At 50.1% G+C, this 24,048-nt stretch carries 18 protein-coding genes; 9 read left to right on the forward strand and 9 right to left on the reverse strand.

Annotated elements, in window-relative coordinates:
• Positions 1–12: 12 nt before the first annotated feature.
• The gene (locus tag EFB08_RS11115; RefSeq protein WP_123127010.1) at positions 13–3,027 is read left to right on the forward strand and encodes an AsmA family protein; all 3,015 of its coding nucleotides are present in this window, start codon (positions 13–15) and stop codon (positions 3,025–3,027) included.
• 152 nt (positions 3,028–3,179) lie between these two features.
• Positions 3,180–3,974: a DUF4382 domain-containing protein gene (locus EFB08_RS11120; protein ID WP_123127011.1), complete on the forward strand. Its 795-nt coding sequence runs from the start codon at positions 3,180–3,182 to the stop codon at positions 3,972–3,974.
• 117 nt (positions 3,975–4,091) lie between these two features.
• On the opposite strand, the gene EFB08_RS11125 is transcribed toward EFB08_RS11120, so the two are convergent.
• From EFB08_RS11125 to EFB08_RS11135, 3 genes are all read right to left on the reverse strand, one after another.
• Positions 4,092–4,577: a DinB family protein gene (locus tag EFB08_RS11125; RefSeq protein ID WP_123127012.1), complete on the reverse strand. Its 486-nt coding sequence runs from the start codon at positions 4,575–4,577 to the stop codon at positions 4,092–4,094.
• Between the two features lie 103 nt (positions 4,578–4,680).
• Positions 4,681–5,055 (reverse strand): diacylglycerol kinase, encoded by a 375-nt coding sequence (locus EFB08_RS11130; protein WP_123127013.1) that lies wholly within the window; start codon positions 5,053–5,055, stop codon positions 4,681–4,683.
• A gap of 142 nt (positions 5,056–5,197) precedes the next feature.
• The gene (locus EFB08_RS11135) at positions 5,198–6,373 is read right to left on the reverse strand and encodes an acyltransferase family protein (RefSeq protein WP_227006303.1); all 1,176 of its coding nucleotides are present in this window, start codon (positions 6,371–6,373) and stop codon (positions 5,198–5,200) included.
• Between the two features lie 588 nt (positions 6,374–6,961).
• Between EFB08_RS11135 and EFB08_RS11140 the strand changes: the two genes are divergently transcribed.
• From EFB08_RS11140 to EFB08_RS11150, 3 genes are read left to right on the forward strand one after another with little or no spacing between them, the layout of a single operon-like run.
• The gene (locus EFB08_RS11140; protein WP_123127014.1) at positions 6,962–10,054 is read left to right on the forward strand and encodes a SusC/RagA family TonB-linked outer membrane protein; all 3,093 of its coding nucleotides are present in this window, start codon (positions 6,962–6,964) and stop codon (positions 10,052–10,054) included.
• 18 nt (positions 10,055–10,072) lie between these two features.
• A complete protein-coding gene (locus EFB08_RS11145; protein ID WP_123127015.1) occupies positions 10,073–11,542 on the forward strand; it encodes a SusD/RagB family nutrient-binding outer membrane lipoprotein in 1,470 nt (489 codons plus the stop codon).
• A 32-nt stretch (positions 11,543–11,574) separates the two neighbouring features.
• On the forward strand, positions 11,575–12,828 hold the full coding sequence (locus EFB08_RS11150) for a hypothetical protein (RefSeq protein WP_123127016.1): 1,254 nt from the start codon (positions 11,575–11,577) through the stop codon (positions 12,826–12,828).
• A 137-nt stretch (positions 12,829–12,965) separates the two neighbouring features.
• Here EFB08_RS11150 and fumC read toward each other — a convergent pair whose 3' ends face one another.
• The 3 genes from fumC to EFB08_RS23490 all read right to left on the reverse strand — a co-directional run bounded on the left by fumC (position 12,966) and on the right by EFB08_RS23490 (position 15,380).
• Positions 12,966–14,363 (reverse strand): class II fumarate hydratase, encoded by a 1,398-nt coding sequence (gene fumC / locus EFB08_RS11155; protein WP_123127017.1) that lies wholly within the window; start codon positions 14,361–14,363, stop codon positions 12,966–12,968.
• A gap of 136 nt (positions 14,364–14,499) precedes the next feature.
• Positions 14,500–15,219 (reverse strand): M15 family metallopeptidase, encoded by a 720-nt coding sequence (locus EFB08_RS11160; protein ID WP_123127018.1) that lies wholly within the window; start codon positions 15,217–15,219, stop codon positions 14,500–14,502.
• The gene (locus EFB08_RS23490; protein WP_165864864.1) at positions 15,216–15,380 is read right to left on the reverse strand and encodes a hypothetical protein; all 165 of its coding nucleotides are present in this window, start codon (positions 15,378–15,380) and stop codon (positions 15,216–15,218) included. Before EFB08_RS23490 ends, EFB08_RS11160 begins: the two co-directional genes overlap by 4 nt.
• Before the next feature lie 378 nt (positions 15,381–15,758).
• On the opposite strand from EFB08_RS23490, the gene EFB08_RS11165 reads away from it, so the two are divergent.
• The 4 genes from EFB08_RS11165 (at position 15,759) to EFB08_RS11180 (ending at position 20,769) form a co-directional block, all read left to right on the forward strand.
• A complete protein-coding gene (locus EFB08_RS11165) occupies positions 15,759–18,623 on the forward strand; it encodes a M16 family metallopeptidase (RefSeq protein WP_123127019.1) in 2,865 nt (954 codons plus the stop codon).
• 776 nt (positions 18,624–19,399) lie between these two features.
• Positions 19,400–20,113, forward strand: a complete 714-nt coding sequence (locus EFB08_RS11170) for a hypothetical protein (protein ID WP_123127020.1) — start codon at positions 19,400–19,402, stop codon at positions 20,111–20,113.
• Positions 20,114–20,203: 90 nt separating this feature from the next.
• Complete coding sequence (locus EFB08_RS11175) at positions 20,204–20,521, forward strand: thioredoxin family protein (RefSeq protein ID WP_123127021.1); 318 nt, start codon at positions 20,204–20,206, stop codon at positions 20,519–20,521.
• 5 nt (positions 20,522–20,526) lie between these two features.
• A complete protein-coding gene (locus tag EFB08_RS11180; protein ID WP_123127022.1) occupies positions 20,527–20,769 on the forward strand; it encodes a DUF6952 family protein in 243 nt (80 codons plus the stop codon).
• An 83-nt stretch (positions 20,770–20,852) separates the two neighbouring features.
• Here the strand turns inward: EFB08_RS11180 and EFB08_RS11185 are convergent, their stop codons facing one another.
• From EFB08_RS11185 to EFB08_RS11195, 3 genes are all read right to left on the reverse strand, one after another.
• The gene (locus EFB08_RS11185) at positions 20,853–21,461 is read right to left on the reverse strand and encodes a TetR/AcrR family transcriptional regulator (RefSeq protein WP_125077712.1); all 609 of its coding nucleotides are present in this window, start codon (positions 21,459–21,461) and stop codon (positions 20,853–20,855) included.
• Between the two features lie 123 nt (positions 21,462–21,584).
• Entirely contained in the window at positions 21,585–22,199 is a 615-nt protein-coding gene (locus EFB08_RS11190) for a TetR/AcrR family transcriptional regulator (protein ID WP_123127024.1), read from the reverse strand.
• Between the two features lie 274 nt (positions 22,200–22,473).
• Positions 22,474–23,910, reverse strand: a complete 1,437-nt coding sequence (locus EFB08_RS11195; protein ID WP_123127025.1) for a hypothetical protein — start codon at positions 23,908–23,910, stop codon at positions 22,474–22,476.
• Between the last annotated feature and the right edge of the window lie 138 nt (positions 23,911–24,048).

The raw sequence follows: 24,048 nt of genomic DNA on the forward strand, positions 1-24,048 counted from the left end.
ATCATTACTAACATGAGGAAAGTATTTATAGGTCTGGCAGTTTTTATTGTAGTATTGCTAGCTGCAGCCGCCCTTATTCCTGTCTTCTTCAAAGATAAAATAAAAGAGCGCTTGGATAAAGAGATTGCCAAAAGTATCAATGCCCGCGTCTTATACGAAACAAATAACGTAAGTCTGTCGCTATTTCGCACATTCCCAGACCTGGGCCTGGGGGTGAAAGAGCTCACCATTATAGGAAAAGACTCGTTCCAGCGCGATACCCTTGCCTATTTACCGAATTTCAACCTGGGTCTTGACCTGATGAGTGTGATCTCCGGCGATCAGATTGAGATCAACTCTGTGCAGATGGATGAGCCGCGCATTAAACTGCTGGTGCTTAAAAGCGGCAAAGCTAACTGGGACATCTTTATCCCGGACACCGCCGCTACCCCAGAAGCCCAGGACACCACCGATTTCAAGATGGGCATTGAGGAATGGAAGGTCAACAACGGCCAGATCGTGTACCAAGACCTGAGCATTCCCTTTGCCGTGAACGCCTACAACGTGCAGCACACCGGCAGCGGTGACCTGGCCAAAGACGTTTTTGACATGGAAACCAAAACCCAGGCCGAGCGCTTCACCATGACGTACGGTGGCGTGAACTACATTGAGAACAAGAAACTGGACGCCGATGTGACCATGGCCATGGACCTGGCCAATTCAAAATACACCTTTAAAGACAACAACTTCCGGATCAATGATTTTGCCCTGGGGATGGCAGGTTCCATTGCCATGCCCACCGATGACATCAATCTGGATTTAACTTTTAAGGCGCTGGAGACCGATTTCAAAAACATTTTCTCGCTGGTGCCCGGCGTGTTCACTGAGAACTTTAAAGACGTGAAGACCGATGGCAAGGTAGCGTTCAATGGATATGTGAAAGGCGTCTTCAACGAGACCACCCTGCCCGGCTTCGGGGTAGACCTGAAAGTGAACAACGGAACCTTCCAGTACCCAGACCTTCCGCAGGCCGCCAAAAACATTAACATTGACATGAGCGTGAAGAACGCTGACGGTAACATTGACCACACGCTGATCGATGTCCGCAAACTGCACCTTGACCTTGGCAAGAACCCCGTGGATGGTCGCGTAGTCATTGATGGCTTAGAACCGATGAAAGTAGACGGAAACCTGAAAGCCAAACTAGACTTAGCCGAAGTTACGAAAGTGTTCCCGCTGGAAGGCACCACCCTTCGTGGCTTGCTGGACATAGACGCTAATGCCAAAGGCGTGTACTTTGAGAACCATATGCCCGTGGTGACCGCCAAACTGAATTTGACCAATGGCTACGTGAAATCTTCCTCCTTCCCCGCTCCGTTGGAACAAGTAACTGTGGCTTCTACCGTAGTGAACCGCACCGGCAACGCTGCTGATACCGATATCCAGGTTTCCCGCTTTAGGATGCTTTTGGACAAAGAACCCCTGGAAGGCCGTGTCGCGATCAAGAACCTGGCTCAGCCCCAGTTCGATGCTGATGTGAAAGGCGTGTTAGACTTGACTAAACTGACCAAGATCTTCCCCATTGAAGGCACCACCCTCAGCGGACGTTTGAACGGAAACATTCTGGCCAAAGGAAAAATGACCGATGTAGACGCGGGCCGTTACGGCAACGTGCAGGCGAGCGGAACCGTGCAGATTGCCAACCTGAACTACAAGAGCACCGATCTTCCCCAGGGCATGCGCATTAACTCAGCCAAAGCTACTTTCAACAACGAGCAGGTGGCGCTTCAGCAATTGAACGGGTTCCTGGGCAAGAGCGATGTGCAGATGGATGGCACAGTCTCCAATTACATGGGCTACCTGTTCTCTGAGAACCAGCCGCTGCGCGGAAACTTCAGTTTGCGTTCCAACAACTTCAACGTGAACGAGTGGATGGTAGATGAACACACCGGCCAAACGGTCCCTTCATCCACCCATGAGGCCCAAGGCGTGGTACAGATCCCCACGAACCTAGATATGGTGTTGACAACCCAGGCAGGAATGGTAATCTATGACAACCTCAAACTGCAGAATCTGAAAGGGAAAGTGAGCCTTAAAGATCAGATAGCCAGACTGGAAGATGTTACTTTCAACACCCTAGGCGGGCAGTTCTCCACCACGGGAACATATGATTCAAGAGACCTTATCCACCCCACTTTCTCTTTCGGGTTGGACATCAAGAATCTTGATTTTCAACAGTCCTTTAACTCCTTCAACACCATTCAGCAAATCGCACCAATTGCCAAACTATTGAAAGGTGAGTTCTCTTCTAAGTTTAACTTCAGCGGGGAACTGGGCAGTGACATGATGCCTGTTTTAAGCTCACTTTCCGGAAAAGGCATGATAGAGGTTGTGGAAGCCGTGGTAACGAACATCAAAGCCCTGAGCAAAATCAGCCAGTTGACCAACCTGAAGGAAGTGCAGAATTTCACCCTAAAGAACCGAGGCTTCGCGGCTGAGATCGTGGGCGGGAACCTGGTAGTAAAACCATTTGATTTTGCCGTGGGCGATATCAAGATGACGGTGGGAGGCACCAACAACGTTAGTGGAAAAGTAGACTACGTGGTAGCCATGGATGTGCCCTCCGGAAAAGTTGGAAACGCCCTTGCCGGCAAGATCACCAGCTTAACGGGTGTGCAAAACCTCAATGGATTGGAACGGGTAACGCTCCAGTTAGGCGTCACCGGAAACTACAATGACCCTGCCGTTGCCCTGAAAGGCAGCAGCCTCAAAGCCGAGGCTTCCTCGTTGGTGAAACAGGTAGTAACCAATAAACTGGAAGGCGTAAAAGAAAAGCTGAACGTGAACGTACCCACCAACAAAGACAGCTTGAAACTAGAATTGGCTAAAAAGCAGCAGGAAATAGAACTCAAAGCGCGCCAGGAACTGGAAGCGAAAAGACAAGAGGCCGAGCAAAAACTTAAGTCCGAAGCAAAATCAAGGCTGAATAAACTTCTTGCCCCAAGAAAGCCAACCACCTCACAACCAGCTGATACCACTAAGAAGTAGTAAGAATAACCATATAAACAGAGCCGTTTTTAGCCCTTTTTCTTCAAATAGGCTAAAAACGGCTCTGTTTTTGTATAGCAGATTTCCGCCAACCTTGCGTATAAGGTGGCGGCCGCCGAAAAGGGTGGTCATAGTCAACTCACCTTTTTACTATGAAAAAAAGATTCTTTTTTGCCATGCTGTGGACGGCCGCCCTCGGGTTTGCCTGTTCAGATTCTGATGAGAAAGACCCGGCTGGGTCAGCGCACATGGAAGTTCGGCTCACCGATGCTCCCGGCGATTATGAAGAAGTAAACGTAGACATCCGCTCGGTGCAGATCCACCGCGATGGCAGCGACGAGGAAGCAGGCTGGGAAACCCTGGAAACCATCAAACCTGGGGTGTACAACCTGCTTGATTTCTCCAACGGCCGTGATACGTTGCTCGCCAGCGCTACCCTGCCTCCCGGACGCATTTCGCAGATAAGATTAGTCTTGGGCAATAACAATTCCCTTCGGTTAAAAGGAGAAACCACTCCCCGTCCGTTGACTACGCCTAGCGGCCAGACCTCCGGACTGAAACTGCAGATCAACGCAGACCTGGAAGCGGATGTCACCTATGTACTGCTGCTAGACTTTGACGCCGCTAAGTCAATTGTTCCACGTGGTAATAGCGGACAGTTCAACCTTAAGCCCGTAATCAGGACCTTGACCAAGGCGGTAGCCGGGGGAATCAAAGGAACCGTGACCCCTGCCGCTGCTAAACCTGGCATCCTGGTAATTTCCGCGGCCAACGATACTATTGGAGGATTTGCCGATGATGCCGGTCATTACCTGATCAAAGGAGTTCCGGCCGGAACTTACAAAGTGCAGTTCAGCACCGCTGAGCCTTATAAGGATAAGGAACTCACCAACATTGTGGTCACCAACGATAGAATCACCGAAGTTCCGGCAGTAGACCTGAACTAACGTACTTGTCTATAAAAGAAAAGGGGGAAGCCTGCAGAGGCCTCCCCTTTTCTTTTATAGACAAGTGTTGTTTTAAGGCTTTTTATTGGGAAAAGGCCCTAAAACGAATTCGTAAGATCAGATTTCCAGGTCCTGGCCGTACCGGATGCGCACATAGGTAACGTAGTCTGAGTTGATGGGCTCATGGCCCGCCAAACGCAGTTCACGCGCTACCTGCCCGCGGTGGTAGGTGGCGTGGTTAATGGCGTGGGTAAGGATGTCCTGCACTTTGGTAGAGTAAGCCTTTCCTTGGGTGTTGGTGTACTCAATGGTGCGGTTCAGTTCGGCATCATCAGCGTTGGCATACAGGTCGGCCAGTGTCTGGGACGTTTGCTCGTGCAGTTGGTGCAATTCCTGCAGGCTGTGTCTCTGCAGAACCGTTACCGGGCTCTTGGTGCCCGTGATACGCGCAATCCAGATGGCTTGGGCATTAAGCACGTGGCTGAACATCAGCTGGGCATAGTCGGGCAGGTCTCCTTCAATGCGGTCAAGGCTTTTTAGCACGCGCCAGTTGGCCCATACATTATATTCAGTGAGGTTTCTAAGAACGTCGTTTGTAGTCATAGTTCAGGTAAATTGGGTCACAGAACAGGCTTTTGCCTTTCAGAATCGGGCAAAAGTAGTAAACGTGGCGTTCAGAAAGAATGTTTAGGTATACTTATTCCATTCAGGCCCATAAGTACGGCAGAAACACCAGCAACCCGGCAATAGCCGAGGTAAGGGAAGCCACCAGCACCGCTCCGGCGGCTATGTCCTTGGCTTTGCCCGCCAGCGGATGGCGTTCCGGCGAAACCAGGTTCACCACCACCTCCAGGGCTGTATTGAAGAGCTCGGCCATCCAGACTAGGCCGATGGCAAAACAAATGACCACCCACTCCATGGAACTCAGGCCCAGGTAAAACCCCGCTGCCACCACTATCCCCGCCGACAACACATGCCACCGCAGGTTGATCTCGGAGCGGAAAGCGGCTGTGATTCCCTTCAGGGCATACCCGAAACTGTTTAAGCGCCTCCGGATAAAAGTGGGTTGTTGTCTTTCCATTTGGGGTTCTTACGCAAGGCAAGCGCAGTAGGTGGTTCTGTTACATGAGGCATCTTGCCTGTTTTTCTCAACACGCTTTTTAGGTGATTTCCTGAAAACGGCCTAAAAATAGATTTCCAATCTGAGAGAAGCAGGCACTACATCACACTTTGATGATGATGTTCTTTTTGTACATCACCCACAGAATGGCCATCCAGCAGAGAATCCAGGTGAGAGCCCAAGCCAATGAGGCATTGTGCGGACTTAGGTGCGGCGTGTAGAACGATTCGTAAAGAAAGGTCTTGCTGTCAACCTCGCCGGCTGCCGTGTCTACTTTAATCATAGACATGATCCTGGGGATAAGCCCCGAGAGGAAGAACACGGTGATGGCATTTACGCCATAGACCAAAAACGGCGTAGTGAATCTCTGATAGCCTTTCACGTCAATGAGCCAGTAGCAGAGACCCAGGCCCAACATGGCAAGTCCAGCGGTGTATAATACGAAGGAGCTCGTCCAGAGGCTTTTGTTTATGGGGAAATGCAAGTCCCAGATCAAGCCGAGGCACGTGCAAATCACGCCCCACACCATCAACCAGGCAATCTTGTTTCCGGCATCGTCTTTCTTCTTCAACCACTGCCCTGCTAATACTCCGCAAAGGGCTGTAGCCACCGCGGGGAACGTGCTCAAGATTCCCTCCGGATCCCAGATCTTGGTGGAGCTCCAAAGGTGACCAGGTAGAAGCGAGTTATCCAGCCAGGCGGCCAGGTTGGTGGTGGGTTGCAAATTAGAAACTCCCACGCCCGGAACCGGAGCAAACATCATCAAAGCCCAATAGCCTACTAACAGAAAGGCCGCGATCAGAATCTGGGTGCGGCGCTCGGTTTTCAGGAAGATAATGGCGGCAAAGATGAAGACCACGCCAATGCGTTGCAGCACCCCCGGAATCCGGACCGTTTCGAAGTTGAATTTGGGAAACAAGGCCAAAAACAGACCTAGGGCAAAAAGCGTCAGCCCACGCCGTATGATCCGGAAGATAGTACCTCTGTGCTTCTCAGGAAGCTGTTTGGCCCCCGACAGCGCATAGGCAATGGAAACACCTACTATAAAGAGGAAGAAGGGAAATACCAGATCGGTGGGCGTGCAGCCGTGCCAGGTAGCATGCTTGAGTGGGGCGTAGATCTTCCCCCAGTTTCCTGGATTGTTCACCAAGATCATGGCCAGCACTGTGATTCCCCGGAACACATCCAAGGACTTAAGCCGTGGCCTGGAGGTAGCAACAGCCTCTATGGGAGGAATGATTTCTTCTGAAGCAGGAACAGTGGTAGAGATAGGGTTCACAATAGTTTTGATTTAGGTGGATAGCGGACGAGGCAGTACAAATGGCTTAGCTTTCAGGGGCTAAGTTAACAGAATCTAGGATGTTCAACCGCAATCAATGTAGCCGGCCTGCCCTGCCTTTCTACGGGTAAAAGCATCCTCTCTTTCTCTGAAGTAGATTAAGGACTTTCGTTATTAAATTTTTTTAAAAAAGTATATAAATTTTTAAATAAAAATTAGGGACAACTAGAAGTAAGCTAAAAATACTTATTATTTCTAGTGCTGCTTTGCCCACTTTTCTATAATTTTCCAGTCATTTTTTATATAGTCAAAATTATATTTAAAAGCAGCTTTTTTGAGGCTGGCCTATTTTGCAGGCTGAATTAGAAAATCATCTAAATCAAAGGAGTTTTTGGCTAAAAAAATAATTAAGGCTTGATAAAGAAGATGCTTTTAGCAAATCAATAATTTCGCACTGCCTTTACTGATTTTTTTCTGAATGTTTTGGTTTCCTTACGCTTTCGCTTACTCTATGAATTGATCTACTTTTTACTTCCATTATTTCTGCAGATCAACCCAAAAACAATCCATACCCCTTAATCCTTTTTTATGAGAATAATGTTACGGCTATTGTTAGTAGCCTTGAGCTTGTGTATTGCTCAGGCAGGTTTTGCCCAAAGCAAGACCATCACCGGAAGGGTCACCTCCTCCGAAGACAACTCTGCCATGCCCGGCGTGAGTGTAGTTGTGAAAGGCAGTTCCAACGGCGTCTCCACTGATGCCGAAGGTCGTTATTCTATCCAGGCAGCCCCGGGTAGCGTGCTGGTATTCAGCTTCATTGGCATGCTTCCACAGGAGCGTACCATAGGCGTAGACAATTCCATCAATATCGCGCTGGTATCTGACTCCAAGGCATTGGAGGAAGTAGTAGTAACAGGTTTCAACATTGCCCAGGAACGGAAGAGTATCAACTACGCCGTGCAAGAGGTAAGCGGTCAGGCGCTGGAAGAGTCACGTCAGCAGAACGTGGTGAACGCCCTGCAGGGGAAAGTAGCCGGGGTAAACATCACCAGTTCTGGTGGGGGTGCGGGCGAAGGCTCCAGCATCGTGATCAGAGGGGGTTCTTCCATTGACGGTGACAACCAGCCTTTGTTTGTAATTGACGGTATTCCGGTAGACAACTCTTCGTTCCAGGAGTCTACCGCGCCAGGTGCCGGTAGCGGTTTCAACGGGATGCTGGGTCGCTCAGTGGGTGCCTCTAACCGGGCGGGTGACATCAACCCAGATGATATCGCTTCTATCACCGTTCTGAAAGGACCAGCGGCTGCTGCTTTGTATGGTCTGCGTGCCGGTAACGGTGCTGTGATCATCACCACCAAAAAAGGTGTTGCCGGGCAGACCTCTATTACTTACAACGGCCTTTTCTCTTTTGACGAGGTAAACAGACTGCCAGAAGTGCAGCAGGTGTATCAGCAGGGAACCAACGGCGTGTACGATGCCACTACCCGCAGATCATGGGGACCAAGATTCCAGGAAGGACAACCTGTTTACAACAACATCGAGGATTTCTTCCAGACCGGCTTCAAGATGAACCACAACCTGAGCATCTCAGGTGGATCAGAGAAAACCAGCTTCTACATTTCTGCCAACCACTTAGACCAAGGTGGGGTGGTGCCTGAGACAGAATACCAGAAGAACTCGGTGCGTGTATCAGGTACTGCCAAATTCAACGACAAGCTTTCTTTTGACGGATCTGCGAACTACTTGCAGACAAGCGGGCAAAGAGCATTGCAAGGTCCGGGACTGTTTGGTGGAACCGGTGGTTTCCTGGTGAGTATCTTCAACTGGCCATTAAACGATAACATGTCTGACTGGCAGAACCCAGACGGGTCACGTCGTAGACTATTGGAAAGCGTAACCGGTGACATTGACAACCCTTACTTCACGGTTAATAAAAACCCACAGACAGACCGTACCGACCGTATCATCGGGAACGTAGGCATCACCCTTGACCCAACCAATTGGTTGAAGATCAACTACCGTATTGGTACCGACGTGTACACAGAGCGTACCCAAAGTGTTCGTGCTCCCGGTACTTCTTTGCCTAACAACCAGTCTGGTGGTCTAGCCATCTCGGTAAACCAGTTTCAGCAGTACACCTCTAACTTTGTGGTAACCGCTAACAAGAATATCACCGAGAAATTCGGGGTAGGTGTGGTAGTAGGTAACACCGTAGAGCAAACCGAAACCAAAGGTGTTGACTATTTAGGTTTGATTTTCCAGAACCCGGAGTTTGTGGGTCTGAACAACACTACCAACCGCAGCGTGATCCAGCGGAACTCTCTGCGTCGTTTGATTGGCGCGTTTGGACGGGTAAGCTTTGACTACGACAACTTCCTGTTCTTAGAGTTGCAGGGCCGTAACGACTGGTCTTCTACCCTGCCGGTGAAAAACCGCTCGTTTGCCTACGGATCTGCCAGCTTAGGCTATGTATTCACTGAGCACTTGCCGCTTAGTTCAGGCTCTTTCCTGAAGTTTGGTAAGCTCAATGTTTCGTATGCCCAGGTAGGTAAAGATTCACCTCCATACCGCGTGTCATCTCCCTTGACCAACAACACCTTCCTGGGTGGTGGTTTCCGGAATAACTTCTTTGGGGGTAACCCAGAGTTGAAGCCAGAAACCAAGAACTCCTTCGAGACCGGTTTAGACTTCAACTTCTCTAAAAACAACCTGCGTTTCAACGTTACTTATTATAATGACAGAACCGTTGACCAGATCATCGCTCCCCGTCTAAGCCAGGCTTCTGGTTTCATCCTGCAGTATGTGAACGGCGGAACCGTAGAAAACAAAGGAGTTGAAGCTATCTTGTCTGGTACCGCTATCCAGAATGGCGGCTTCAACTGGGATGTAGTAGCTAACTTCTCCCGTAACAGAAGCAAGGTAGTAAGCATCCCTTACCCATTGACCGAGATTTACCAGTCCGATGCCTGGATTGTAGGTTTTGCCAGAGGTGGTGTGTTCCAGGGTGGTTCTTTGAGCGGCTTGAGTGCCATGCAGTATGAGCGTGCTCCAGACGGCCAGATGATCATCAGCGCCACTGGTTACCCAACCTTCGTGGATCAGAAATTCACGTATGCCGGTGACCGTGCGCCAAACTATACCCTGCAAATCACCAACACCTTCAACTACAACAACCTGTCACTTTCTTTCTTAACCGATATCCGCAAAGGCGGAGTGGTAGTGAACGGAAATGAGGCTACGTTGGTGAGCACCGGTTTGAGCACCCGTACCTTAGACCGTTACAAGAAAGCGATCTTCCCAGGAGTAGTAGCCGTAACCGGCGCCGATGGGAAAGTGAGCTACGTGCCTAACACCAGAGAAGTAGAGTTAACTGAAAGCTACTACCGTAACATCATGTCTGTGGTAGGTGATGACTTCATTGAAGACGCTTCGTGGGTTCGTCTGCGTTACGTGACCTTGGCCTACCGTTTACCGAAAGCAGCTTTCGGACGCATTCCATTCAAAAACGTGGAATTCAACTTAACTGGCCGTAACCTCCTTCTTTTGACCAAATATTCAGGATCTGACCCAGAAACAGCTTCGGCCGGAGCAGGTGTACGTGGTGGTGGTTCAGGTGGCTTCGATTACGGAAGTGTACCAGGTACCAAAGGTGTTGACTTCGGCGTGAAATTATCCTTCTAGATTATTGAGACTCACATCATGAAAAAATTTATCATAGGTTTTTGCGCAGTGGTAGGCTTAGGGCTTACCTCCTGCGACAACTTTTTGGATGTCAATGAAGATCCAAATAACCCCGTTTCTACTACTCCAAATTACTTGTTACCCAGCATCATTGGCAACGGCTTGCAGGTGCAGCTGTTAACCGAGCTGAGAGTGGGCCAGATCACGCAGAATGTAGCCGGCAGAACGGCCAACATTGCCACTGACCAGTACTTCTTCACGCCAGGTAACTCTACCTCTACCTTCAACAACACCTATTATCTGGTGGGCAGCAACATCGGTCCTATGATCGCGTCTGCTGAGGCAGAAGGTTCTCCTTACTACGTAGGTGCCGGTAAAGCCATGAAGGCCATCATTATGGCCCACCTGACTGATATGCTGGGTGACGTGCCTTATACCGAGGCTTGGCAAGGATACACCAACATTGCGCCTAAGTATGATCCGCAGGAGCAGATTTACGCGACCATCTTTACCTTATTGGACGAGGCCGAAGTAGAATTCTCCAAGCCAGCCACAGAAAATAAGCGTCCCTTCTATACCAATAACCCAGTAAGCGGCGACATCCTTTATCAAGGAGATGTAAGCAAATGGATTAAGTTGGTGAACTCTCTGAAGGCTCGTCAATTGAACCACCTGACCAAAAAGGCTTCCTACAACCCAGACGCGGTTTTGGCCGCCATTGACAAAGGCATTAAATCGAATGCTGACGATGCGGTTTTGGGGTACAGACAACCTACCAGTGTAGAATCTGCTACAACCAGCATCTTTGGACCAACCAGAGCTAACTTTGCCAGCTACACCTTCGGGAAGATGTTCGTGAACCTTCTGAACGGAACTACTTTGCTGGGTGATGCTACTGCCGCTGATGATCCTCGTTTCCCTATCATCTCCCCTACTTTGAGTAATGGAGCCGTGCCGGGTGCAGGTTCTTCTCCAGCCCTTGCCGCTACAGATTTCCACGGAGGCTTCTATACCACCGATAACAGCCCTTTCCCAATCGTGACCAATGCTGAGATGCGTTTCATTGAAGCAGAAGCCGCTTTCCGGAAGGGTGACAAAGTTCGGGCCTTCAATGCCTACAAAGCCGGTATCACGGCGCACATGACTAAGCTAGGAGTGGCCGCTGCTGCCCAAACTACTTACATGACCAGCGCTGCCGTTGCCCAGAGCGAGACTACCTTGACCCTGAAGAACATTATGGAACAGAAATACATTGCCATGTTCCTGAACCCAGAATCATGGTCAGACATGCGCAGATTTGATTTCGATGAGACGATCTACCCAGGTTACCAAGAGCCTACCGGCGTAAACGCGCTTCTGAACGGGAAATTTGTGCGCCGTATGCCTCCTGCTCAAACAGAGACTCAGTTCAACCCGGCCGAAGTGGCTAGAATGGGCTGGGGTGCTCAGGATTATGTGACCCTGCCCGTATGGTGGGATCAACAATAAGGTAGTGTACAGGAATTAAGCTAAAAGAAGATATGAAAAGCATTTTTAATAAATACCTGGCCCTGCCAGTAGTTGCTTTGGCATGTTTGTCTTTGACATCATGCGAAGAAGATTACGAGCCACCTTACAGCATCACCGAAGACTCTTTCCAGATTTTCCAGGCTACCGGTACACTGCCGGTAGCTGCTAAATACGCGGTAGGTGAAACGGTGAAAATGGAGCTAGTGTACAACAAATCTGATGTGAAAGAGATTGTGCTTTTACAAAAGATTGACAACCAAGACTCCTCTGTGGTAAAAACCGTTCCGGCTCAAGGCGCTTTCTCTAAAATCAAGAGAGCTGATACCCTAGTAGTGGAATACGTGGTGCCCGCCGGACTTGCCAATAAGGCCACCGTGCGGTTAGATGCCAAAGCCATTGGGATGAACAATTCTTCCAAAACCAGAAGTGCTTCGTTCAGAGTAGCCGAAGCCACCCCTACCATCAAGATCAAGAGCGTTGCGCATCGTTCTGCGGTGACCGCCGGGGCTAATACTGCCGATGATGTGATTCGGTATGAGTTGGTGCTGAATGAAAACGGGGTTACCACCGCTACCGCTACTACCGCTGCATCGGCCATTCTGTTCAAAGACCTGGACAGTCTAAACGTGTACGCAACGGTGGGCGCAAACCCTGAAACCAGAATTGATAAAATTAGTTTATCCAAATCTGGGGCAGCGCTTACTAGAAACGTAGATGTGAAAGTTCCAGCCAATGCTGTTGGTCAGGATGTGACCTTCCGTTTCGAGGCGAAAGCGGTTTCTCCTAAAACCTCCGCTTCTGTTACTTCCGCTCCGGTGAGCATTGTAGCCGCTACTCCTTTCACGGAAACTGCCACCGCCACCATAGGGATCAACGGTGATGCGGCGGCTACTTCTTTCAACTTTGTAGGAAGAGCCAATGTAGGAACCGAGAATGCTACTACGAACAAGGATATCACCGTGACCAGTGTAGGAAGCAACAAGTTTGCGGTCAAGGCCGAGAACAAAACTGCTTTTGTGAAATCCACAACTGCTGTATATAACAACGCTACCGTTAACAGCGTGCGTCAGGCGTATTACACAGGGTCCTCGGCCACGCCGAGCCAAGTGGTAACCACCATTGCTGATCTGGTGGTCGGAGACGTGTACATCGCCAAACTGGTGGACACTAACAACTACGTTATCTTCAAAGTGACGGCCATCAACAGAGGCGGCGCTGATAACCAGACCACAGCTACATTAGAGTATAAGTACCTGCAACAATAAGAATACTAAAGAAGGGCTGCTCGCATGAGTAGCCCTTCTTTTTTGATCTGATCTAAAACAGAAAGGCCCTTCTGCTACTGCGGAAGGGCCTTTCTGTTTTAGGGCTGTTTTCGCCAAAAGGGGCTTAAAACCTTGGATTACTTTTTCAAGCTGCCGATCATATCCTCGGGGCGTACCCACTCGGTGAATTGCTCATCGGTGAGGAGGCCTAAGTCAAGGGCGGCCTGACGCAAAGTAGTGCCTTCTTTGTGTGCCTTCTTCGCGATCTTGGCCGCGTTGTCATAACCTACGTGCGGGTTTAGGGCAGTCACCAGCATCAAGGAGTTTTCCAGTTGGCGTTTGATCACCTCGTAGTTCGGCTCGATGCCTACGGCGCAGTGCTTGTCAAAAGAATCACAGGCATCAGCGAGCAGGCGGGCGCTCATGAGCAGGTTGAAGATCATCACCGGCTTGAACACGTTCAGCTCGAAGTGGCCGTTCATCCCTCCTACCGATATCGCTACATCGTTCCCGATGACCTGGGCGCACACCATGGTCATGGCCTCGGCCTGGGTTGGGTTCACTTTGCCTGGCATGATGGAAGAACCCGGCTCGTTCTCCGGGATGATAATCTCCCCGATTCCGGAACGCGGACCTGAAGCCAGCAAACGGATATCGTTGGCAATCTTCATCAGGCTAACCGCCAGTTGCTTTAACGCACCGGAAGTCTCCACGATGGCATCATGCGCTGCTAGGGACTCAAACTTGTTCTCAGCGGTTCTTAAAGGAAGGCCAGAGAATTCAGCGATTTTCTGGGCCACTAGCTCGGCGTAGCCTTGTGGCGTGTTAAGACCGGTTCCTACGGCAGAACCTCCAAGGGCAAGCTCGCTCAGGTGATCTAAGGTATTCCGTAGGGCGCGCATGCCGTGGTCCAGCTGAGACACGTAGCCAGACAGCTCCTGGCCTAAGGTCAAAGGAGTGGCATCCATTAAGTGCGTACGGCCGATCTTCACCACGTTCATGTACTCCTGAGACTTGGCGTGCAGCGTATCGCGCAGTTTCTGCACCATCGGCAGGGTATGCTCAGCCACCACTTTGTAGCCGGCAATGTGCATAGCCGTCGGGAAGGTGTCGTTCGATGACTGCGATTTGTTGACGTCATCGTTCGGGTGGATTTTCTTCTTTTCGTCCATCAGATCTCCACCTAGCAAAACGTGCGCGCGGTTGGCTACCACTTCGTTCACGTTCATGTTGCTTTGGGTACCGGAACCCGTCTGCCATACCACCAGCGGAAACTGATCGGCTAACTCACCGGCCAGGATCTCGTCGCATACGCGCCCGATGATCTCGGCTTTGTCCTGAGGCAGAACGCCCAGCTCGGTGTTGGTGTAAGCAGCGGCTTTTTTCAGGATGGCGAAGGCCTCAATGACCTCGCGCGGCATCAACTGCCCCCCAATAGTGAAGTTTTCTTTTGATCGTTGGGTCTGGGCACCCCAGTATTTATCGGCGGGCACCTCAACCGGGCCCATGGTGTCTTTCTCTATGCGTACGCTCATGTCTGTTAGAAAATGGTTAATACTTTAGATAGCTCAAAACTACGCAATTATTCATAAAAAACGGGCGACGATCACGCCTCCCGTTTTTGGTCTTTTTCCTGGAAAATGGCCTTAAAATACCTTCGTTATAGATAACCTACTGCTTCATCGTTTTCAGGTCCTTAAACCTTATATCCATAAGCGGATATTTAGGCCAATCATTGAAGTCAAAATGCCACCATTCATTGTGGAAAACAGTAAAGCCGTGGCGTTGCATGGTGTTGATAAGTAAGGCCCGGTTTTTCTTCACCTGCTCAGATACGTGTGGATAATCTGGGTGGGACTGCACTACCGTGGCATCATAGGGCGTGGGCATCTCCAGTTCCTTCCCGTCTTTAAGGTTGATCAGGGTCAGGTCAATGGCGCAGCCCCGGTTATGGCGCGATCCGTTTTTGGGATTGGCCACGTAAGCTTTCCTTTTTACCTTTTTGAAAAATAGCTCTGTGACGTGGTAAGGGCGGTAACCATCATAGATCTTCAGGCCTAGGCCCAGCGGCTTCAGTTCTTCCTGAATTTTCTTTAGGGCATCGGCCACGGGTTTGCGAGCGTAGGCAGTAGCAATGTTATAAACCGGCTCCTTCACCAAGTTGTCTGCCGTGGCATATTTGATGTCGAGCACCAGACCGGGAATGTAGGATTGCAGTTCCACCAGTTCCTGCTTAGGGTCCTGCGCCACTAGGTCCTGGTACAAGGCCTTGGTGTTCACCACTGGCAAGCCGTATCGGTTTTTAGGAATGGATAGGGTAGCCGAAGCCTGCGCCTGGACAGAAGCTATGGAAAGTACCCAAAAGAGAAGTAGGAACAGTTGTTTTTTCATTTGCGCTGATACACGATGTACGCCAGGATTCCGGAGGCTAGGAATGTGAGGAGCCGAAGCCATTCAATGCGGCCGGTGGTGAAATAGGTGAGGCAAAGGGCAGTCCAGGCAAGCAAAGTACCCAGGCAGAAAAGGAATAAGATAAGCTTTCTATTTTTCATGAAGGTGGTTCGTAAGAGCTAGAGCAGTGCGTTGCTCAGGACAGTTTTTCATTTTCATTGCCTCAACAACTATTTACCTGAAAAAACTCATTTTAAGCCTCTTTTTGTCAAAGAAAGCCCAAAGCAACCGTTAGGTAAAAACAATATAGACGGAAGCTAATATAATAGATTCTGCAGAGAAGTAGTCCTTGCAGTATCTTTGCGGAATGCTTTAAGCAAAGGAGGCCCTTTGTTTTAGCACCGATTTCTGAAAACAAGGCTTTAATCAAGGAAGAACCCATGTTCAAGCCTGTAATAAATTCCTGATTTTCCCTACTAATAAAGTACGACCTTTCAGGCGGAACGTGCTTTTAAGCGAACAAACCCTTTTCCCTTACCATGAACAAAAGATTGAAAATAGCCTGCTTGTCCCTACTGATGGGCAGTATGGCGGTAAACCCTGCGCAAAGCGTATGGGCCCAAGCCCCGAAGAAAACAGCCGTTAAGACCTCTGCTTCGTCCTCTTCGCAGTTCAACCTTCCTTTCGAGAAGTACAAACTAGCCAATGGCCTGGAAGTGGTGTTGCACCAGGACAAATCAGACCCAAAAGTAGCGGTGGCCATTATGTACCACGTAGGCTCTAACCGTGAGAAGCCAGGCCGTACTGGGTTCGCGCACTTCTTCGAGCACATGCTGTTCCAGAACTCTGAGAACGTGGGTAAAGGCAACTTCATCAAGAACGTGAACCAAATTGGCGGCACGTTCAACGGGGGTACCTTCACTGACGGTACGGTGTATTACGAGGTAGTTCCGAAAGATGCGCTGGAGAGAATCCTTTGGATGGAGTCTGACCGGATGGGATTCTTCATCAACACCGTGAGCGAATGGGGCCTGGAGAACGAGAAGCAAGTGGTGAAAAACGAAAAGCGCCAGCGTGTGGATAACCAGCCTTATGGACACACCAACTACGTGATCCTGAAGAACCTGTATCCTGCCAGCCATCCCTACAATTGGGAGGTAATCGGCTCCCTTGAAGACCTTCAGAACGCCACCTTAGGCGATGTAAAGGAATTTTATGAACAATGGTATGGTGTGAATAACGCCACATTAGTGCTGACTGGTGATTTTGAATCTGCCGATGCCAAGAAGCTGGTAGAGAAGTATTTTGGTGAGCTGAAGCCACGTCCGGCAGTGAAGCCCTTGCCTGCTATGCCGGTGAAGTTGGCAGCAACCAAGTCTCTTTTCCACGTGGATAACTTCGCTAACCTGCCGGAGTTGACCATGGTATACCCAACCGTTGAGCAGTACCACAAAGACTCATATGCGCTAAGCATGCTGGGTAGTTTACTCTCAGACGGTAAGAATTCTCCATTTGAGCGCATCATTGTAGAGGAGAAGAAACTAGCTCCGGGAGCCTCTGCGAGTCAATCCTCCGCTGAGATTGCCGGCACCTTCAGAGTGCGGGTACGCGCTTTCGACAAGAAGGACTTGGATGATGTGCAGGCGGCCGTGTTCGCTGCCTTTGACAAGTTTGAGAAAGAAGGCGTAAACGAAAAAGAACTGGAGCGTCTGAAAATCCGGCAGGAAACGGCCTTGTACAACGGCATCTCCAGCCTGTTGAACAAGGCTTTCCAATTAGCCCAGTACAACGAGTTTGCCGGTGACCCAGGCTTCGCGAAAAAAGACATTGCCATGACCCAGACCGTAACGGCGCAGGACATCATGAATGTGTACCGCAAGTACATCAAAGGTAAACCCTATGTGATGACCAGCTTCGTGCCGAAGGGCCAGGAAGAACTAGCCGTGAAAGGTGCGGTGAAAGCCGAAGTGGTAGAAGAGAAAGTAGTAGCCGGGGCCGAAGGAGCCAACACCGGAAAAGAACCGACCACCTTCGCCAAGACGCCGTCTAAGGTTGACCGCAGCAAGATGCCTGAACTGAGCAACAACTTCGCGTTCAAAGCCCCTGCCATCTGGACTTCGCAGCTCAAGAACGGCATGAAAGTGTACGGCATTGAGCAGAATGAATTACCGTTGGTACAGTTCAGCATCCAATTGAAAGGCGGCATGCAGTTAGATGCCCCTACCAAGATTGGAACGGCTTCTTTGGTGGATGCCATGCTTATGGAAGGCACCAAAAACAAAACCCCGCAGCAACTGGAAGAAGCCATCGGGCAATTGGGTGCGTTTGTAAGCGTAAGTTCTTCTTCTGAGAACATCACCATCTCCGGCAATACCTTGGCCCGTAACTTCCCGCAGGTGATGAAACTGGTAGAAGAGATTCTGCTGGAGCCACGTTGGGACGAGGCCGAGTTCGCCAAGGTGAAACAAGCCGCCCTGAACCAGATCAAACAAACCCAAGCCAATCCATCGGCAGTAGCCTCGCTTGCGTTCAACAAAGTGCTGTACGGCGAAAACAGCCGTTTTGCCTATCCTACGGCCGGCACCATGGAAACGGTACAAGGCATCACCATCCAGGACCTGAAAGACTACTACCAGAAGAACTTCTCGCCTAGCGTGGCAAGTTTCCAGGTAGCGGGTAACGTGAAACAAGCCGATGTGGCAAAAGCGCTGGCTAGCCTGGAGCAGAAGTGGACGCCTAAAAACGTGACCTTGCCTGCCCCGGTAACCGCCACGAACAAGCCTGCCGCCCGTCTGTACTTCATTGACCAGCCAGACGCCAAACAATCGGTGATCTATACAGGGTACCTAGCCGTGCCGGTAGGGTCACCAGACTATGCTGCGTTGCAAGCCATTAACCATAAACTGGGATCTGGCTCAGCCTCTACCCTATTCAATGTGCTGCGTCTGCAAAAAGGCTATACCTACGGAGCAGGCTCCGGGTTCTCCCGCAGGCCAACGGCACCGGGCATGTTTGCAGCTTCCTCTAGCGTTCGGACTAACGTAACAAAGGAGTCGCTGCAAACGATTGACGAGATCCTGAAAACCTACGGCAACACCTTTACCGAGCAGGACCTGGCCACCACCAAAGGTGCGTTGATCCGCGAGACGGCTCTGGGCTATGAAACCTTGGGAAGCTTGGTAGGATTACTGGAGAACATCAACACCTACAACCTGCCTTTAGATTACCTGAAGCAGAACGAAGCGGCTATCCAGAACCTGAGCTACAATCAGGCAAAAAGCCTTATCAACAACTACATTGATCCCAACAAAATGGTGTATGTGGTAGTAGGTGATGCCAAAACCCAATTAGCCGGTCTAAAAGACTTAGGCTTAGGAGAGCCAGTAGTGCTGAAAAACCAATAAGGATTAGTAAAAACATTTTCTATTCAAAAGCCCGTTGCCTTGCAGCGGGCTTTTGTTTTTTAATAGGGAGTTTCAGAGCTGTTTTAGAAAAAGCACCCTGAAAACATGAAACTGCTCCTATCCTACAAGTGGGCAATCACACCTCCGCGAAGCGAATAAAGGCATTGCCACGGTTCAAACCAGAAGCAGCCACCTGCGGCAGGTCGGGACGACGGCCTACGTGAGGCCGAGGTACACCCTGCCGCACGCAGGAGCGGTTTAAGCAGCAACGGCCTACGTGGGCGATGCAACAGAGGACGGCAGCGGGGTGGTACGAAGAGGTGAAGAAAAGACTGTCTGAGCGTCAGCGAGTTTCTTTTCTTCTTGATTCTTTTGGTTACTTTTCTCATCAAGGAGAAAAGTGACAAACGCGGGCAGACCGCGACTGCAGCCCTGAGGCTCGGTTGGAAGGAAGTAGGAAGTCAAAACCCATAAAGAGGTTTGAGACTGTCGCCTCACTGATTTGCAAACTTCAGATCAAGGTAGGTCCAAGTCACAGACTTGAACCATGGTAAATATTAAACCAAGAGAAGAAAAATCAGCAGAAAAAGTCATCCCCCTACTTCCTTCAAAAGCAAACAAACTAATATCTAAGACAAAAGCTAATTGATCCCAACTTTCCTCTACTAAACCAACGTACTTCATTTGACTTATTCTAATACATTGTGAATCAATCCCGCAAGCCCCATCTTTGCAGAACCCAAGCGAAAACTTGGCCGATGTTTAAACCAGAACGAATGACCAAACATAACTTATCCTTTCTTTGGCTGGGGCTCAGCTTGTTTTTCTTCGCCTCCTGTGAACCAGAGAAACTGGAGCGGGGCAAAGAGATGGCGGTAGAGGCCGAGCGGCATAAGGTAAAGCGAATCACCCAGGAAGACATGGAGAAGCAAGCCCTGTTGGCCGGTGATACCATCATTCGGTTGGTGGAAGGCGCTTTCCTGCAGTTAGCCGAGAGCCAACCCAAAGAACAAGCCCTTTTTGTAGCCCAACCTGATAAACTACCTACCGTGAACAGCATTCTGCAGCGCTACAAGGCTACCTTGCAGCGGAAAACGTTCGCCTCTGAGACGGAAGCCAAGCAGTTCTTAACGCAGAACCAGCTCCTTTCTACCGATGGGAAACCGATGCCCCACGTGGAACTTCAGGTGCGTGAGGGCCTTTTCCAGTACCAACGTCCTATCGAGATCAGGCGGCGTAACTGCGCCAGCTGCGATGAACCCAGCCTTCTGGACTACACCTCTACCTCACTGGAGCAACTGCGCGTGTTCTCGGCACAAGGCCGGCCCGACGGAGCCGAGGAAGGCCAGGTGCGGGGAGTCTGGGTGATCTCTTTCCCGAGGCAGAAAGTCATTGAGCAGATTACCCTCAAGACGAAGCCCTCCCGGCGCGGACGGGGCGGGCTCTTCGGCAGCAAGCCAGATTCAACTAAATCGGAACAAAAGCCGTAGTTCGTCTGTTTTTGGCTCTGGTTCTTTAAACTGAGCCAAAAGCGTTAAATTTGCGTAATTATTTATTTAGTGTACCTACATACAAATACCATGGCTATCATTCAAGCAACAGATACAGATTTCCAGGAGGTGCTGAAAAGCAACGAACGCGTGGTGGTGAAGTACTTCGCTGATTGGTGCGGCAACTGCCGTTTGTTCTCCCCTAAGTTCAAGCGCATGGCCGGTAACGAGGAGTTCGGGAACGTGACGTTTCTGGACGTAAACGCCGAAACCAGCCCCGAAGCGCGCAAACTGGCCGGAGTAACCAATTTGCCTTATTTCGCGGTGTTCAAGAACGGCGAGTTGGTAGAGGGCGCTGCCACCAGCAAAGAAGACTATGTCCTAGAAATGGTTCGTAAACTAGCCTAAGCCCCATGAAAATACCTGCCATCAAGAAACTGGTAGAAACGCAGACCATTGACAGCCTGCGCGAAGCCGAGGAGCAACTGATCAACGAAGAAACGCCCGCCTTTGAGATTGAAGGCGCCGATGAAGGCGAGAAACTGACCCACGTGTTCGGGGCCATCTGGATCCTGAACCACATGGGCGACCACAACACAGATTTCAAAACCGCCCTGCGCGAGTTCACCCAGAAGGTGCGCATTTCCATCAGCTAAGAAGGAAACGTTTGGTTACAAAATAGAAAGCCTGCTAACTCAGAATTAGCAGGCTTTCTATTTTTTGGTGTTTTAGACCTGTTTTACTTTAACGAGGCGAAAAACTGCTCTGCTTTCTTAGCGCCTTCCTCGGTGCAGATGCCGGTGATGTAGTACAGGAAAACGCTTCGGAACACCTCTGCTATGTTAAAACGGTCTGGCGGGAAAGTCACCGGGTTCACAATCATGGATAACTGCTCCAGCATGATCTTGGTCACCAACTGGATGTTGAGGTCTTGGCGGAGTTCTTTCTTCAGGACGCCCTCATTCAGGAGTTCGTAGAGTAGATGCGCGGTATAATCTGTGGAATGGCTCCAGTACAGGGCCCACGCCGCTGGATACTTTTCCTGGAGTTCCTGGAGTACTGTGGGTTGAGATTCCCGCAAAGCCTGGAGGCCTACCTGCACCACCAGCAGCAACCGGATCAAAGGACTGCTCTCCTTCTCAAATAGTCGCTCATGCTCTTGCTGACGGGCTTCAAGGTCAAACTGTACCACTTGGGTTATGAGGTCATCCATGCCCTTGAAAAACTCCCTGAACGTGGCCGAAGAAATATCCACCCGGTTAATGATTTCCTGCTCATTCAAATGCGACAAGCCTTCTTGCCTGATTAATTGGAGTAATTCTTGGAGAACGGTCTGCTTAAATGTCATTTATACGAGAGAATTCAGGATGAAAAGAGATGGCGGTACGCATCTCTATCGATGTAAGCCTACAAAGATATGGTTTTTTGAAGAGTATAAAGTAAGTACTTTCCGCAGAAGATGAAAACAGGGCTACGCCGATAGTGAAAAAGTAGAGAAAAAGTTTTCCAGCACCTTGTTGCCTTTTTCGGTGGAAATGCCCTGCAGGTAATAAAGGAAAATACCCCGGAAAACCTCGGACAGATTGTAGCGGTGCGGCGGGAAAAGGGCATGGTTCATCAGGATGTTGATCAGCTCCAAAAGCACCTTGGTCACCACTTCAATGTTCAGATCAGGCCGAAAAAGCTGCTGTCTTATTCCCTGGTTCAGCAGGTCATGGAACAGGTAATAAGAATGCATCTGGGCATGGCGCAGGTAAAGGGTCCAGATGCGGGGGTAGAGGTATTGGATCTGGATAAAGAAGGATGGGTTGAACTGCTGAAGCTGGTTTACGTGCTGCCTGATGACTTGCATCAGCTTCTGCAGAGGGTTATCAGCCTCGTTGAGGAAAGCGTTCTGAAGCTCTTTCTGCTCAGCCAGGTAAAGCTCCACGGCCTGGCGCAGGAAGTCTTCTTTATCTGTAAAAGACTGGTTAAACTCTTCCACAGATAACCCAAATTCCTGCATGAGGCGCCGCTCTGTTACCTCTTTTACCCCATTGGCAGAGAAGGAGCGCATGGCAGTGCGTAAGAGCTCATCCTTCGTCATTTTTCTGTTCTTTTGGGCAGGTGCTGCCTCTAAACAAATATAGCAGTTTCAAGCCCGAAACCTAATTTTTGATCCGGAAACCAAAACTGCTTTCATGGCTTTTATTTATGCGCTTGGGAGGATATGATCTTGACGTTTCAGGCTGCTTCCCTACATCATCTTTAGCCAGAAGGCCTTTTCTGTAAGGTAAAAGATTTCGGAGAAAGATTAATTCCGGGCTGATTTCGTGAAACAAGGCCTAAAACGGGAAAGTTAGTTTCAGAAATAAAGGAATTTACCTGACGGAAGGCAAGGCCGTACTTGGTTTGCGGTACAGGCAGAAGTAAACCTGCCCTTTTCTGAGGACATGCACAGGAACCCAGTGGTTTTGGAGTTGGGCTAGTTCCTGATCGGTGAAACCGTTGAACACGTTGGAGTAGAGAATATAGCTTTGGTTGTTCAGGTCTTTTGGCGCAAACTGTCGTTGGTCTAGGCTTAGATCGGTGACTGCGGGAGAAGCCAGGTTAGGGAAATCACTGCCTACTTGCTGCCACGGAATCTGGTGCTCATCCAGGTACGTCATCATCTGCTTCCGGAGGTTGAAGTACGGCAGATAAGCCAGAGACGCATCCCAGCCTTTGGCAATCCGTTGAGGATATACCCAGAAGTGGCCGCTCAGCAGGCTTAGAACCAGAACTACATAGACGGTTTGCTGTACCCGTTTTACCTGTACCAGCGCCAGCAAATGGGCGGTGAGAAGCCCCAGGAGAACATAGACCACCAGCCAATACCGGTGCCCGATGGGATTGGTATACCAGACCAGCACCAGGCTTAATATTACTAATGGTACCACCAGCAGAACCATCAGTTTTAAGGTCTCTTTTCTGAAACCGTGCCTGAAACACCATAACAGAATAGCTACCGTCAGCCACAGGGCCACTCGGCCAAAATCAAGCAGTCGCCAGGCAATGAACGCTAAGTTCTGGGCGAAACCTTTAACAGAAACCACGGATGAGTAAGCGCTCCAATCTGAAGACGGGGCGTACCCAATCCATCCGAAGTGTTGATAATGCAGTACCAGCCAAGACACCAGCAGCAGCCCCGCAGGCACATATGGCAGAAGGAGTCTCAGAAATTTCGGTAAGTTGAGTGAGCCCTGCTGCCTGACCAGGAGAAGATGCGTGAGAAAAACCGCTGCCAACATAATCTGGCTTCGGGGCGTGTGCACCGCCAAAAAAGCCAGCGCTACTGCCAGCAAAACCGGACGGTGCTGTAACAGGGCATTCAAGCAAGTCAGGTAGAGGAAAAGCAGCGCTATGTCTGGGGCCACCTGGGCGCTCTGGGCCAGCAACGTAGGGTCCAGGAAGATGAGGAGCATGCCCAGGAAATACCAGCTTTTGGGTAGGAACTGCCGCGCCAGCAAATACACCTGCCAGACAATCCCCAGCAGAAAAGGCAGCATCAGGAAATGGCTCACCGGCACCGTCTTCCCAAACAAGTGCCACCCGGCGGCCACGTACATCCCGAAGAGCGGCGGATATCCCCCTATCTGATCAGGCACAAACAAAGTGGAGAACCGGGTCTGGTAATACCATTGCCCGTATTTGGAGGCGAGTAGAATGCTGTCCCAGAAGAAACCGGTGTCCTGCACATACCACGTAAGCCCCACCATCAACCCCATAAACGGCAGAACGACAGGTAAGGCAGTACGAAGGGAAGCAGCGAGGGGCATTCTCAGGGTTTTCTGTTGGGCAAAGATCCGCTGCTAAGTAAAGGAAAAAAGGTATGATTCTTTCTCTTTAGCATTATGGAAGAATCTGGCAGGCGAACTAAAACAGATTCCCAGGAAACGCATTGCCTACTTGCTAGC

The organism is Rufibacter latericius (assembly GCF_003721515.1).
GTDB lineage: Bacteria > Bacteroidota > Bacteroidia > Cytophagales > Hymenobacteraceae > Nibribacter > Nibribacter latericius.